13 protein-coding genes are annotated in these 13,419 nt (G+C 61.9%); 8 read left to right on the top strand and 5 right to left on the bottom strand.

Translation table 11 applies throughout. The annotated features are described in order from the left end of the window. Window positions 1–127: 127 nt before the first annotated feature. The gene (locus tag ABWL43_RS13465; RefSeq protein WP_404488114.1) at window positions 128–1,303 is read left to right on the top strand and encodes an MFS transporter; all 1,176 of its coding nucleotides are present in this window, start codon (window positions 128–130) and stop codon (window positions 1,301–1,303) included. Here ABWL43_RS13465 and ABWL43_RS13460 read toward each other — a convergent pair. Further along, on the bottom strand, window positions 1,297–2,334 hold the full coding sequence (locus ABWL43_RS13460) for a dienelactone hydrolase (protein WP_242197017.1): 1,038 nt from the start codon (window positions 2,332–2,334) through the stop codon (window positions 1,297–1,299). The genes ABWL43_RS13465 and ABWL43_RS13460 overlap by 7 nt on opposite strands. 241 nt (window positions 2,335–2,575) lie before the next feature. After that, window positions 2,576–3,187: an FMN-dependent NADH-azoreductase gene (locus tag ABWL43_RS13455; protein WP_404488113.1), complete on the bottom strand. Its 612-nt coding sequence runs from the start codon at window positions 3,185–3,187 to the stop codon at window positions 2,576–2,578. A 233-nt stretch (window positions 3,188–3,420) separates the two neighbouring features. Between ABWL43_RS13455 and ABWL43_RS13450 the strand changes: the two genes are divergently transcribed. Then, complete coding sequence (locus ABWL43_RS13450) at window positions 3,421–4,611, top strand: MFS transporter (protein WP_369302261.1); 1,191 nt, start codon at window positions 3,421–3,423, stop codon at window positions 4,609–4,611. On the opposite strand, the gene ABWL43_RS13445 is transcribed toward ABWL43_RS13450, so the two are convergent. Next, window positions 4,577–5,503, bottom strand: a complete 927-nt coding sequence (locus ABWL43_RS13445; protein ID WP_404488110.1) for an AraC family transcriptional regulator N-terminal domain-containing protein — start codon at window positions 5,501–5,503, stop codon at window positions 4,577–4,579. The genes ABWL43_RS13450 and ABWL43_RS13445 overlap by 35 nt on opposite strands. Window positions 5,504–5,661: 158 nt before the next feature. Here ABWL43_RS13445 and ABWL43_RS13440 point away from each other — a divergent pair, with 158 nt between their 5' ends. From ABWL43_RS13440 to ABWL43_RS13430, 3 genes are all read left to right on the top strand, one after another. After that, window positions 5,662–7,041 (top strand): NAD-dependent succinate-semialdehyde dehydrogenase, encoded by a 1,380-nt coding sequence (locus ABWL43_RS13440; protein ID WP_404488109.1) that lies wholly within the window; start codon window positions 5,662–5,664, stop codon window positions 7,039–7,041. A gap of 112 nt (window positions 7,042–7,153) precedes the next feature. Continuing rightward, window positions 7,154–8,062 (top strand): LysR substrate-binding domain-containing protein, encoded by a 909-nt coding sequence (locus tag ABWL43_RS13435; protein WP_145160430.1) that lies wholly within the window; start codon window positions 7,154–7,156, stop codon window positions 8,060–8,062. Continuing rightward, window positions 8,059–8,415, top strand: coding sequence for an MmcQ/YjbR family DNA-binding protein (locus ABWL43_RS13430; protein WP_404488108.1), 357 nt, complete (start codon window positions 8,059–8,061; stop codon window positions 8,413–8,415). Before ABWL43_RS13435 ends, ABWL43_RS13430 begins: the two co-directional genes overlap by 4 nt. Here the strand turns inward: ABWL43_RS13430 and ABWL43_RS13425 are convergent. Both ABWL43_RS13425 and ABWL43_RS13420 read right to left on the bottom strand, forming a co-directional pair. Then, window positions 8,404–8,787, bottom strand: coding sequence for a DUF1294 domain-containing protein (locus ABWL43_RS13425; protein WP_145160426.1), 384 nt, complete (start codon window positions 8,785–8,787; stop codon window positions 8,404–8,406). The two genes, ABWL43_RS13430 and ABWL43_RS13425, sit on opposite strands and share 12 nt — an antisense overlap. Next, window positions 8,784–9,614, bottom strand: coding sequence for an undecaprenyl-diphosphate phosphatase (locus tag ABWL43_RS13420; protein ID WP_145160424.1), 831 nt, complete (start codon window positions 9,612–9,614; stop codon window positions 8,784–8,786). The genes ABWL43_RS13425 and ABWL43_RS13420 overlap by 4 nt, the downstream gene beginning before the upstream one ends. A gap of 229 nt (window positions 9,615–9,843) precedes the next feature. On the opposite strand from ABWL43_RS13420, the gene ABWL43_RS13415 reads away from it, so the two are divergent. The 3 genes from ABWL43_RS13415 to ABWL43_RS13405 all read left to right on the top strand — a co-directional run bounded on the left by ABWL43_RS13415 (window position 9,844) and on the right by ABWL43_RS13405 (window position 13,403). After that, complete coding sequence (locus tag ABWL43_RS13415) at window positions 9,844–11,478, top strand: methyl-accepting chemotaxis protein (protein WP_404488107.1); 1,635 nt, start codon at window positions 9,844–9,846, stop codon at window positions 11,476–11,478. An 843-nt stretch (window positions 11,479–12,321) separates the two neighbouring features. After that, window positions 12,322–12,885 (top strand): nicotinamide riboside transporter PnuC, encoded by a 564-nt coding sequence (gene pnuC, locus ABWL43_RS13410; protein ID WP_404488106.1) that lies wholly within the window; start codon window positions 12,322–12,324, stop codon window positions 12,883–12,885. Then, window positions 12,882–13,403: an AAA family ATPase gene (locus ABWL43_RS13405; RefSeq protein ID WP_404488406.1), complete on the top strand. Its 522-nt coding sequence runs from the start codon at window positions 12,882–12,884 to the stop codon at window positions 13,401–13,403. The genes pnuC and ABWL43_RS13405 overlap by 4 nt, the downstream gene beginning before the upstream one ends. The last annotated feature ends 16 nt before the right edge of the window (window positions 13,404–13,419 follow it).

Here is a 13,419-nt window from a genome sequence, read left to right as displayed (position 1 = left end):
GCCTGCTCGCCACAAGCAGCCCGCTCACCACAATAAACCCAGCCATCAAACAAACTAGTTAGCCTGCTTCCTTTTCCGCCAAGCCCTTGCCATCATGCCGTCACCGCCCGCCCGCGAACGAGTGACCATGCCTGCCACCGCCCCCAGTTCACTGTCGATCACGCTGCAGATCGTCTCCATCGTCTTCTACACCTTCATCGCCTTTATCTGCATCGGCCTGCCGATCGCGGTGATCCCGGGTTATGTGCATGAAAACCTGGGTTTCAGCGCGGTGGTGGCCGGGGTCACCATCGGTTCGCAGTACCTGGCCACCCTGCTCAGCCGGCCGATGGCTGGGCGCATGTCCGACAATGTCGGCACCAAGCGGGCGATTGTGCTGGGCCTGGCCGGTATTCTGGTCAGCGGTGTGCTGACGTTTTTCGCGACGCTGGTCGAGAGCCTGCCCGCGCTGAGCCTGGGCATCCTGATCGTCGGCCGGCTGTTGCTTGGCGTGGCTCAAGGGCTGATAGGCGTGGGCACCATCAGTTGGTGCATGGGCGCGGTGGGCGTTGAACACACGGCGCGCTCGATTTCGTGGAATGGCATTGCCTCCTACGGCGCCATTGCGATTGGCGCGCCGCTGGGGGTGGTGATGGTGGCGGATTATGGCTACACCAGCCTTGGCATCGCTTTGACGGTGCTGGCGGCGCTGGGTCTGGTGCTGATCCGCAATAAGCCTTCGGTGCCCGTGGTACGCGGCGAACGACTGCCCTTCTGGGCGGTGTTCGGGCGCATTGCGCCATTTGGCACCAGCCTGTGCCTGGCGTCGATTGGCTACGGCACGCTGACCACCTTTATTACCCTGTATTACCTCAATCGCGGCTGGGCCGGGGCAGCGTATTGCCTGACGGTATTTGGCGTGTGTTTTATCCTGTCGCGCCTGGTGTTTATCTCCGCCATCAGCCGTTTTGGCGGGTTCAGTGCAGCGATTGCCTGCATGACCATCGAAGCCCTGGGCCTGACGCTGCTGTGGCTGGCGCCCTCAACCGGGGTTGCGCTGATCGGTGCCGGGCTCACGGGTTTTGGCTTGTCGCTGGTGTACCCGGCGCTGGGCGTCGAAGCCATCAAGCAGGTGCCCAACAGCAGCCGTGGCGCCGGTTTGAGTGCGTATGCGGTGTTTTTTGATCTGGCCCTGGCGATTGCCGGGCCATTGATGGGCGCCGTGGCCCTGAACCTCGGCTACGGCTGGATCTTCTTTTGCGCCGCGCTGTTATCCGTCACGGCGCTGGGGCTGACCGTGTTGCTCAAGCGCCGCGCTTACTGATCGGCGGTCTGCATACCGGCGCGGGTCGCTTGGCCCAGCGTGTGGGAGAAGAAGCGCCCCGCTTCTGAAATCAGGTCGCGGTGGATGCCTTCGCGGTCGACGCCATCGGCATCCGTGCAGATCGCCGGCATGGCCACCAATTGGTCGCTGTCACACGGCGCCATGAACACGAAATGCCCGGCGCCCGCCAACAGTTTGAAATCCGGCGGCTCCGGCAGTTTGCGCGCCAGGGCAGCGGCGTTCTTGTCCACGGCCACCAGTTTGTCGCCGTCGCCGCTGTAGAGCAGCACGGGCACATGCACATCCGCCAGGGTATGGCGGCCAAACATCAGGCTCAACGGCGCCATCAGCATCAAGGCATGAATGCGCGGGTCGGCCTGTGGCTGCAAGTCGTCGCGATCCACCACCAGTTCGCCTTTGGTGGTGCACGCGTCGCGGTCTTCCGGGCGTTCCTGGCAATAACGGCGCAGGCGGTCGAAGTCCGGCTTGGCGCCGGCCAGGATCAACGCCGTTTCGCCGCCGGCGGAGTAACCGATCACGCCCACCTGATCGACGTTGACGAATGGCGACAGCATCGGGTCGCCGAGGGTGGCGGTGATCGCTTCGGAGATCTGAATCGGCCGGCCATACAGGTTGCTCACGGTGCCCAGGCGGCTGTGGTCCTTGTAGTTGTCGCCGGGGTGCAATACGGCCACCACCACAAAGCCCTTGCGCGCCAAAGACGTGGCCAGGTCGTGCAGGGCCAGTGGCGTACCGGTGTTGCCGTGGGACAGCATCAGCATCGGGAAGCGGCCGATGGCGACCTTGGAGTCTTCGGTGGCGGCGACGTGATAGGCGCCCAACGCAGTGCTGTGTTCATCGTCGGTCGACGGATAAAACGCGATGGCCTTCATCGGCTGCTGGTCCAGCGGGTCGAGAAAGGTCATGCGATGGAAGCCCACACTCCAATGCGGGTGCGGCGCTGGGGCGGCGTGCACTGAAATCAGACCACCGAGCAGGGAGAGAACCAAAACAGCACAAAGACGCATCATGGGGATGTCCACCTTTGCTGCGCGACCACGTTCAACACCCGCGGCAGATCTATATGAAAAGTCCATGGTTCAAGGCGCTCACGGCGGGTGATAAACCCATGCGTGCATAACCTGGGCCAAAGTAGTGACAGCGGGCAAACGAAAAAACTCCGTACTCCGGTCGTTTTGAGGCGATCAGAATACAGAGTTTAGGCGCCCGACTTCAGATTGGAACCGAGCAGACGCGAAATTTACACAAGCCTTACGCGGCGGCGAACAATTGTTCGTTGATCAAGGCGTTGGCGTCGCTCAGGGCTTTGCTGCGCACTTCTTCACCGTAGGCCAGGCCTTGGGCGCGGACGAACTCGATGTCGGTGATGCCAAGGAAGCCAAACACCAGCTTCAAATAGTCTTCGTGGCCGACGTTGCTTGCCTGACCGGCGTGCAGACCGCCCGCAGTCGAGACGATGATCAGCTTCTTGCCACCGCACAGGCCTTCAGGGCCGGCTTCGGTGTAACGGAAGGTCTGGCCGGCGACGGCGATGCGGTCGATCCAGGCCTTGAGCTGGGAAGGCACCGAGAAGTTGTACATCGGCGCACCGATCACCACCGCGTCGGCGGCGATGAATTCAGCCAGCGACGACGCGCTCAGTTCAGCCTCGTGCTGTTGTACCGCGTCACGCAATTCAGCCGCGGTGCCCAGGGCGGCCAGGGTCAGGCCCGAAAAGTGGCTGATGCCTTCGCTTGCCAGGTCACGGTAAGTCACTTCCACACCCGGCTCAGCCGCTTGCCAGGCCTTGACCACACCAGCGCTGAGCTGACGCGAAGCCGAGTTGTCGCCGAGGATGCTGGAATCGATATGCAACAGTTTCATGCGGGATCTCCAAGTGAGGATCGCGGCTAGGCGATCGAATGAGGTTGATCCTACACATGAACCCAATAAACGATTAGCCAGCTTAAATGCGATTGTTCGTCCTGCCAGCAGGACAATCCTTTCACCGCCAACATTCAATCCAACAAGGTTCTTGCCTGAAGCGCTGACGCACTGGATTTCGCCCGCGCTTCGCTTCATTCTCGCCGGCAGATCCGACAGCCACCGGCCACGCCATGCACCCACCCTCTCCCGTCCTGACCAAGAGCCTGACCCTGATCCTCGCCATCTGCTGCGGGTTTTCGGTCGCCACGATTTACTACAACCAGGCCATGCTGCCGCTGATCGCCAATACCTTTGCGGTGTCCACCGCGCACGTCGGGCAGATCGCGATGCTCACGCAACTGGGCTATGCCTGCGGCCTGCTGCTGTTCGTACCGCTGGGCGACCGGATCAGCCGACGCACCCTGATCCTGGCCGTGCTGTGCCTCAACTTCATCAGCCTGCTGGCCTCGGCCACGGCGCCGTCTTACACCTGGCTGCTGGTGGCGAGCGGGCTGCTGGGGCTGTCGGGTATCAGCGCGCAGGTGATCATTCCCGCCGCTTCCGACCTCAGTACCCTCGAACAGAAAGGCGCGGTGCTGGGCCTGATGGTCAGCGGCTTGTCGGCCGGTGGCTTGCTGGCCAGGACCGTCAGCGGCGTGGTCAGCGGCTGGCTGGGCTGGCGCGGCATGTTTGCCGTGGCCGCGGCGCTTGATGTGCTGCTGTTTATGGCAATCCTGACGCGCATGCCGGTGTCGATCTCCACCAGCAAACTCGCGTATGGCGCCTTGCTCAAGTCCCTTTGGGGCCTGGCCAGGCAATACCCGACCCTGCGCCAATCGGCGCTCAAGGGCGCTCTGGTATTCGGTGCATTGAATGTGTTCTGGGGCTCGATGGCCGCCTTGCTGGCCTTGCCGCCGTATGGCTTTACGAGTGCCCAGGCAGGCCTTGTGGGGCTGTCGGCCATCGTAGGCATCCTCTGCGCCTCGACCATTGGCCAGCAAACCCGGCGCCATGGGCGCTTGCTCGAACGCGCCGGCATCACCACGGTGCTGGTGGCGTTTATCCTGATCTACAGCCTTGGGCTGAGCGGTTGGTGGTGGCCCATCCTGATCGCGGCAACCTTCCTCGACCTGGGTAACCGGACCAACCAACTGGCCAACCAGACCCGCGTATTGGCGCTGGAACCCTCAGCCACCAGCCGCCTGAACACCGTGTTCATGGTGGTCTACTTTATCGGCGGCGCCCTGGGTTCGGCGGCGGGCGCTTTCGCCTCGCAGCACTACGGCTGGCAGGGACAAGCCCTCACCGGCGCGGCCTTTGCCGGGCTGGCCTTGCTGATGACCCTGTTCAGTGGGACGACACATAAATCGACGCCGACGTAGGCGCCGGCAATGCATAGGTGCGCTTCATCCACTGGATCTCTGCCTGCGGCGTGCGCCCGAAAAAGCGTTTGAACTCGCGGCTGAACTGCGAGGCGCTTTCATAGCCGACCCTGGCACACGCCGTGGCGGCGGTGATGTCGTTGCGCAACATCAATAAGCGCGCCTGGTGCAGGCGCGTGGACTTGAGGTATTGCATCGGTGAGGTGTCCGTGACCGTGCGAAAGTGCGCGTGAAAACTCGGCACACTCATCCTGGCTTCCGCCGCCAGGGCTTCCACGTCCAGGTGCTGGTGGTAGCAGCCGTGAATCTTGCGGATCGCCCGCGCGACCTTGCCGAACTGGCCCTGCTGGTTGAGCGCGGCGCGCATCGAGCCGCCCTGCGCGCCCGTGAGGATGCGGTAGTAGATTTCGCGCACCAGCGACGGGCCGAGGAGCTGCGCGTCCATCGGCACATGCATCACTTCGAGAAAACGCAGTAACGACTCGCTGAGCGGCTCATCCATGGGCGATGAATACATGCCGCGGGGCTTGGCCTCAACCAGGTCAGGGAAGTCATCCAGCGCCACCATCCATTCGGCGGCGAGGGTAAAATCCAGCCGCAGGTACACCGCCAGCATGGGCTCTTCTTCACTGGCCTCGGTTTCCATGGTGAACGGCACAGGCACCGAGACCACCAGGTAATGCTGCGCGTCATACAGGTAAATGTCTTCCCCCAGAAAGCCGCGCTTGCACCCCTGGCAGACAATCACAATGCCGGGATCGTAGAGCACCGGAACCCGATGCAAAGGCCGGTTGGAACGCAAAAAGCGCACGTCATCCAACGCGGTCAGGTTATAGCCTTCGACAGGCGCCAGGGCGCTCATCAGCTCGATGATTCGTTGAGTGCGGCCCATGGTGCAAGGCTCCTGGCGAAAACCGCACGTTACTGTGCAATCGTCGCCGTGGCTATGCACTCATAGGAATAGGCAATCAGCAGATTGGTTTGGATATTCGCTCAAGCCGCCCGTTTCCGTAGCCTGAAACAACACGTTCAGCCCTCGGAGATGCCCTCATGCTAATCGTCTACAACCCCGCTACCGGTGAAGAAATCGGCCGCGTTGCCAAGAACACCTCGGCTGAAGTCAAAGCGGCGGTCGAGCGTACCTGCGCGGCTTTCCCTGAATGGTCTTCCAAGCTCGCCAAGGAGCGCAGCGAGATCCTGCGCCGCTGGCACGACGCCGTTAAGGCCGACAAGGAAGCCTTCGCCGAACTGCTGTGCCGCGAAAACGGCAAGTGCCTCACCGAAGCCCGTGGCGAAATCGACTACGGGCTGGGTTTTATCGAGTGGTACGCCGAAGAAGCCAAGCGCGTGTATGGCGACACCCTGCCCACCCACGACCGCAACGCCAACGTGGTGGTGACCAAGGAAGCGGTCGGCCCTGTTGCGGCGATCACCCCGTGGAACTTCCCGTTCATGATGATCACGCGCAAAGTCGCCACAGCCTTGGCGGCGGGTTGCACCATGGTCATCAAGCCTGCCGAAGACACGCCGCTCACCGCCTTCAAGCTGCTGGAATACGCGCGCAAGGCCGGTATCGAACCCGGCGTGCTGGAAGTGGTGGTCGGCGATCCCAAGGAGATCGGCCTGATCTTCACCGGCGACCCGCGCATTCGCAAAATCACCTTTACCGGCTCCACCCCTGTCGGCAAATTGCTTGCGGCGCAATGCGCGGCCACCCTCAAGAAAATGACCTTGGAACTGGGCGGCAACGCGCCGTTTATCGTGTTTCAGGACGCCAACCTGGATGAGGCCGTCAAGGGCCTGGTCAGCGCCAAACTGCGCAACAGCGGCCAGGTGTGTATCTCGCCAAACCGGATTTTTGTGCAGCACAGCATCCTCGAGGACTTCGTCCAACGCGTGCAGGCGGCCGTTGCCAAAATCGATGTCGATCAAGGCCTGCGTGAAGACTTTGTGGTCGGGCCGCTGGTCAATCAACTGGGTTTTGACAAAGTCGTGCGCCTGGTGGAAGACGCCAAAGCCGCCGGCGCCAACGTGCTGATGGGCGGCAAGCCCCACGCCAGAGGCGGGTTGTTCTACGAACCCACCGTGGTGACCGGTTTGCGCGACGACTCACCGCTGGCCACTCAGGAAATCTTCGGGCCGGTGTTCGCCATCTACTCATTCAAGGATGAAGAGGAAGTCATCGCGCGCGCCAACCAGACCGAGTTTGGCCTGGTGGCGTATGCCTACACCAGCGCGCTGGGGCGTTCGTTGCGGCTGTCGCGCCAACTGGAAGCGGGAATGGTCATCCTCAATTCGGGTTCGGTCGGCACCGCGTCGGTTCCCTTTGGCGGTATCAAGCAATCCGGCTATGGCCGTGAGGGCAGCTATTACGGGATCGAAGAGTACGTGCATGTGAAGTATGTGCTGATGGCGGGCGCGCAGTTCTAAGCGCTTAATCAGGTCCAACGCGAGCAGCCACACGGCGCTCGCTTTTTTTGTAGTGGATTTGCCCTCGCCAGACGCGGATAGTTCGTCCCACTGACAGGACAATAGGTTGACCATGCAAGACCTCAACGACCTCTACTATTTCGCCAAAGTCGTCGAGGCCGGCGGCTTTGCGGCGGCCGGCCGGCTACTGGGTATTCCCAAGTCACGGCTGTCACGGCGTATTGCCGAGCTGGAAGAACGCCTCGGCGCGCGCCTGTTGCAGCGCACCACCCGCCAATTGACCCTCACTGCGGTCGGCGAGCGTTATTTGCGCCATTGCCAGGCCATGCTGCTGGAAGCGGAAATGGCCGACGAGGCCGTGGCCAGTATGTCCAGCGAACCGCGCGGGCGCCTGCGGGTAAGCTGCCCGGTGGGCATGGCCCAGCACATGATGCCGGGCATGGTTGCCGGTTTTCTCGCCGCCCACCCGCTGGTACAGCTGGAGATGACGCTGGTGAACCGCCGTGTCGACCTGGTGGCTGAGGGCATCGACGTAGCCCTGCGCGTGCGCGAGTCGGGCGATGAAGACCCGTTGCTGGTGACCAAGCGCCTGCGCCAGGCCCAGACCCTGCTGGTGGCCAGCCCTGAATTCATCCAGGGTCGGCACATCGACAGCCTCGAAGACCTCAAACAGCTACCGGTGCTCGGCGCCCTGGAGGCCGACCGCCTGGTCCACCTGCGCCTGATCGACCCGCAAGGCAACGCCCAGGACCTCGCGCTGGAAGCCCGCCTGGGCATCGACGACTTCATCGTGCGCAAGGCCTGTGCCCTCAAGGGCCTGGGCTTCACGGTCTTGCCGATGATGTACTGCGAAGAGGAATTGGCCAGCGGCCAATTGGTGCAGCTGCTGCCGCATTGGTCGTCACCGGGCGGCTGGTTGCAGGCGGTGTACCCGCATCGCCGTGGCGTGCTGCCGGCCATTCGTGCCTGGATCGACTACCTGGAAGAAGCCTTCAAGGACTGCGGAGACCGCTTGCTATGAAAATGACTGAAGCACACGTCGCCGCCTTCTGCCTGAGCCTGCCCGGCGCGCGGGAAGACTACAAATGGGGCGGCGTGCGGGTGTTCTCGATTGCTGGCAACAAGATGTTCGCCGTGCAGAACCTGCGGGGCGAATCGCTGGCGTTCAAGGTCGACAAGGACTTGTTCCTCGGCCACGTCGACCGCCCCGGCATTCATCCGGCGCCTTATCTGGCGCGGGCCCAGTGGGTCATCATGAACACGCCCTACCCGCTGGGCGCCGAAGAACTGCGTGGCCTGTTGCAGCGCTCTCACCAATTGGTGGTGAGCAAACTGCCCAAGCGCACGCAAATCGGGCTGTTGCTAGAAGATTGAAAGCAGCGTGCCGCCCAGGAATAACTGGTCGAGCCAGAACACCTCGTGCAGCAACACGATGACCCAGAACAGCACCTGGTACGACACTTTGCGCGTCTTGTGCCGGAACACCTGCTGGGCGATCAACGCCCCGGGCCATCCGCCGGCCAGTTCCACGGCGTGCAGGATGTTTTCGCGAACGCGCGGGCCTGCTGTCTGAGCCTTGCGCTTGTCACCCCAGTAGAGAAAAAACGCCACCACGCTGACCACACCATAGGCGGCCAGCGGAATCACGGTCTCACCGCGATGCCACACCAGCGCCGCCCCCAGCAGCGGCGCGGCGCACAGCAGCACAAAGAGCAGCGCCTTGAGGCGCGGATGCTGAATGTTCATGGTTTGACCGCCGACCAGTCGATCCAGCCGAACTGCCAGGTCGCCAGAATCAGCACGCCGAACGCGATGCGATACCAGGCAAAGGCTGCATAGCTGTGGCTGGCGATGAACTTGAGCAAGGCCTTGACCGCGATCATCGCAAAGATGAACGAGGTGACGAACCCGATGGCAAACACCGGCAGGTCATCGGGCTGGAACAAGTGACGGTACTTGTAGCCCGAATACAGGGCCGCGCCGACCATGGTTGGCATCGCCAGGAAAAACGAAAACTCGGTGGCGGTCTTGCGTGACAGGCCGAACAACAGGCCGCCAATGATGGTGGCGCCGGAGCGTGAGGTGCCCGGAATCATCGCCAGGCACTGGGCCAGGCCGACCTTGAGCGCGTCTTTCCAGGTGATCTGGTCCACGGTGTCAGCATGCACCGCATGGTCGCGGCGCTCGGCCCACAACATGATCACGCCACCCACGACCAGGGCGGTGGCCACGGTGATCGGGTTGAACAGGTAATGCTTGATCAGGTCGGCAAAAATCACCCCCAGCACGATGGCCGGCACCACCGCGATGATCAGGTTAGCCGTGAAACGCCGGGCACTGGGCTGGGTCGGCAAGCCGATGACCACGTCGAGGATCTTGCGCCGAAACTCCCAGACCACCGCCAGGATCGCGCCCAATTGAATAATGATGTTGAACGCATCAAAGCGTTCGCCGCCGAAGCCGATCAAGTCGGCGACGATGATCTGGTGCCCGGTGCTGGATATGGGCAGGAACTCTGTCAGCCCCTCCACCACGCCAAGAATCAATGCCTGTATGGCGGTCCAAAAATCCATGTATCCCCCAAAGGTCATGCCTGTCGGCATGCCTTGACTGTCTTTTTAATAGTTCACTGACGACAAGCGCACTCAAGTTCCGCTGCTGATTTTCAACATCGGCCTGCAAAAATTTCGTGAAAAATCAGGGAGTACTCAGGTTTTTCAATTACAGGCCGAAAGCCTATCAGACAAGCCGGAAATGTCGATGCGGCGCCCACAATTATAAAAAGCATGGAGTGACAGGACGATGAACAGTTTGCGCAGCATGTCGATCAGCCGCCGTCTCTGGCTGATCCTGATAGTCGCCGTGTTGATGCTGCTGACGTTGGGGGTGTTGATGCTCAAGCAGATCCACGGCGACCTTTACCAGGCCAAACGCCAGCAGACCCAGCACGTGGTGCAGACCGCCAGCGGGGTGCTGGCCTATTACCAGAACCTTGAGAAAACCGGCGTGCTCAGCCGTGAAGCCGCGCAGCAACAGGCCCTGAGCGCGGTGCGTGGCCTGCGCTACGACCACGACGATTACTTCTGGATCAACGACCTGACGCCCGTGATGATCATGCACGCGGCCAACCCCAAGCTGGATGGCCAGAACCTCTCGGCGATCCGCGACCCGGACGGCTTTGCGGTGTTCAACGAATTCGTGACCCTGGCCAAGGCCAAGGGCGCTGGCATCGTCAACTATCGCTGGCCCAAACCCGGCGCCGAAGCGCCCGTGGAAAAAACCTCGTACATCCAGCTGTTCGAACCCTGGGGCTGGATTATCGGCTCCGGCGTGTACGTGGATGATGTGCAGGCCGAGTTCACGGGCCAGGTGTGGAAGGCCTCGCTGATTGGCCTGGGCATCGCCCTGCTGATGGCCGTGTTGGTCACCTTGATTGCGCGCAGCATCGTGACGCCGTTGCAGGCGGCAGTAAACGCCATGGCCAATATCGCCAGTGGCGAAAGCGACCTGACGCGCAGCCTCGACACCCACGGGCGTGACGAAGTCACCCAGCTGTCTCAGCACTTCAATAGCTTTACCGCCAAGCTGCGCCAGGTGGTCGGCCAGCTGCAGGTGTGCGCCAACGCGTTGGGCCAGTCGTCCACGGAACTGGGCAACAACGCCAGCCAGGCGCATGACCGCAGCCAGCAGCAGTCGCAGCAGATGGAATTGGTGGCGACGGCGATCAATGAAGTGACTTATGGCGTGCAGGACGTGGCAAAAAACGCCGAACATGCCGCCAGCGAGATGCGCGATGCCCAGGCCCAGGCGCAGCAGGGCCAGGTGAATATCGACGGTAGTTTGCAGCAGATCGACCAGCTCTCCGGCACCATCAGCCAGGCCGTGGAGGTGATTCGCACCTTGTCCAGCGAGAGCACGCAGATTGGTGGTGTGCTGGAAGTGATCCGCTCCATCGCTGACCAGACCAACCTGCTGGCACTTAACGCGGCCATTGAGGCCGCGCGTGCCGGGGAACAGGGCCGTGGGTTTGCGGTGGTCGCCGATGAAGTGCGCTTGCTGGCTCAGCGTACGCAAAAATCCACTGCTGAAATCCAAGTGATGATTGAGCGTCTGCAGGGTCACTCGGAAGCGGCGGTCAAGGTGATCAGTGACAGCCATAGCGCTTCGCAGCTGACGATTGAACAGGCTGGGCAGGCCGGTGCCAGTCTTACCGCTATTGGCCAGGCGTTGCGTAACCTCAACGGGCTGAATGCCTCGATTGCCAGCGCGACCTTGCAACAGGCGCATGTGGTGGAGGATATCAACCAGAACGTCACCCAGGCGGCCGGGTTGTCGCACAGCACTGCGCTGGCGGCGGAGCAGTCCAGCGTGGCGAGTGCGCATTTGCGTGGGTTGAGTGAGGAGTTGGGCGGGTTGCTGCGGCAGTTCAAGGTTTAGCTTTTTTTGAGGGCGAGGTTAGAGCGGGGTGTACATATCCGTTGTTTGGGTGATGGCGGCTTTTGGTTCCGCCCTTACGGCGGGTCACTTTTGAAAAGCGCAAAAGTAACCAAAACGCTCTTGCCCCACCACTCGGCACCTCGCCTAGGCTCGGTGTGCCCTCACGCAGGCATTACTCCGCGGGCCGCCGCGACGGGGCGTCCCTGCCCCGTCGCGGCTAAACCGGCGTCCTGCCGGTTTACCCGCTCCGTACTACCTGCGTTCGGCCAGCGTGGTTTAACGGGGCGCCTAAGATCAAGATCAAAAGCAAAAGCACGGCGGCCTGGTAGCCGACCTGAGTGGTAGAAGCAAAAGCAAAGCCGAGGCGGCCTGACAGCCGACTTGGTCCTTGAAGCTGAACCCATTCAAATGTGGGAGCTGGCTTGCCTGCGATGGCATCAACCCGGTGTACCTGCTGGACCGAGGTGTCTGCATCGCAGGCAAGCCAGCTCCCACAGAAAAGCCAAGCAGTGCGGGGCTGGCGGCTGAACTCGGTCAACTTGTGGGAGCGGGCTTGCTCGCGAAGGCGGTGGGTCAGTCAGCCCATGTGTCACTGACACACCGCCTTCGCGAGCAAGCCCGCTCCCACAGTTGGTTCTCAGTGCATCAGGGTGACGGAGTGTTTCCCAGCTTCTACTTCTGCAACTCACGCCATGCTCTGCCTTTAACGCTGATCTCACACGCCCCGTTACACCACTCCAGCCGCCATAACCGCAGCAATGTGTATGTCTTCACATCCACGTTTAAACATTCCTCACCTCTGGTTACAATTGCCGCCCTCTCCCACTCTCCCAAGGAACCGCCATGTCCGGGCTTGAATTGTTCGCCGCCGCCCTGGGGGTGATCGCTGTCTGGCTGACGGTCAAACAAAACCCTTGGTGCTGGCCTATAGGCCTGGTCATGGTGTTGCTCTACATCTGGGTGTTCTTCGACGTAAAACTCTATTCCGACATGCTCCTGCAAGTGGTCTACGCCGCGCTGCAACTTTACGGCTGGTGGCAATGGACCCGCGCCGGCGAGGTCAAGCAAGGCCGCCAGGTCAGCAGCCTCGGCGTACCCGCGATCATGAGCAGCCTGGCCGTCGGCGCCGTCTTCAGCCTGCTGCTCGGCGCGGCCATGGCCCACTGGACCGACGCCGCCCAGCCATGGCTCGACGCCGCCCTCACCGGCTTCAGCCTGGTGGCGCAGATGTGGATGGCGCAAAAACGCGTGCAATGCTGGCCGCTGTGGATCGCCGTGGACGTGATCTTCGTCGGCCTGTTCCTCTACAAAGGCCTGTACCTCACCGCCGCGCTTTACGCCCTGTTCACCGCGATCGCCGTGCAAGGCTGGCGTGAATGGCGCAGCGATCCGGCGTTGCACGCATGAAAGTGGTGGTACTGGCAGGCCCCGAATCCAGCGGTAAAAGCTGGCTGGCGGCTGAACTGCATGCACACTTTGGCGGGCTGATGGTTGGCGAATACGTGCGGTATTTCATCGACCATCATCAGCGCGACACCACCCTGGCGGACATTCCGGCGATCGCCCGCGGCCAACTGGCCTGGGAAGACGCGGCCCGCGCCGAACAGCCCAACCTGCTGGTGCTCGATACTCACCTGTTGACCAACAAACTGTGGAGCCAGACGCTATTCGGCGCCTACCCCGCCTGGCTGGACGACGAACTCCTGGCCCGGCATTACGACCTGCACCTGTTGCTGTCCCCCGAGGACGTGGAATGGACCGCCGACGGCCAGCGCTGCCAACCGGAACTGGCTGATCGCCGAGCGTTTTTCCAGGCCAGCCTGGCGTGGATCGAACAGCACCAGCAGCCCGCCGTAATCATTGGCGGCCATTGGCAAGCGCGGCGCGCCAAGGCATTTGAAGCGGTGGCGCAGCTGCTGGCGTAAGGCCCAATTCTGAGTA

The organism is Pseudomonas sp. HT11, from assembly GCF_044875395.1.
In the GTDB taxonomy this organism is placed as follows: domain Bacteria; phylum Pseudomonadota; class Gammaproteobacteria; order Pseudomonadales; family Pseudomonadaceae; genus Aquipseudomonas.
This window is presented reverse-complemented; position numbering and strand designations above follow the sequence as displayed.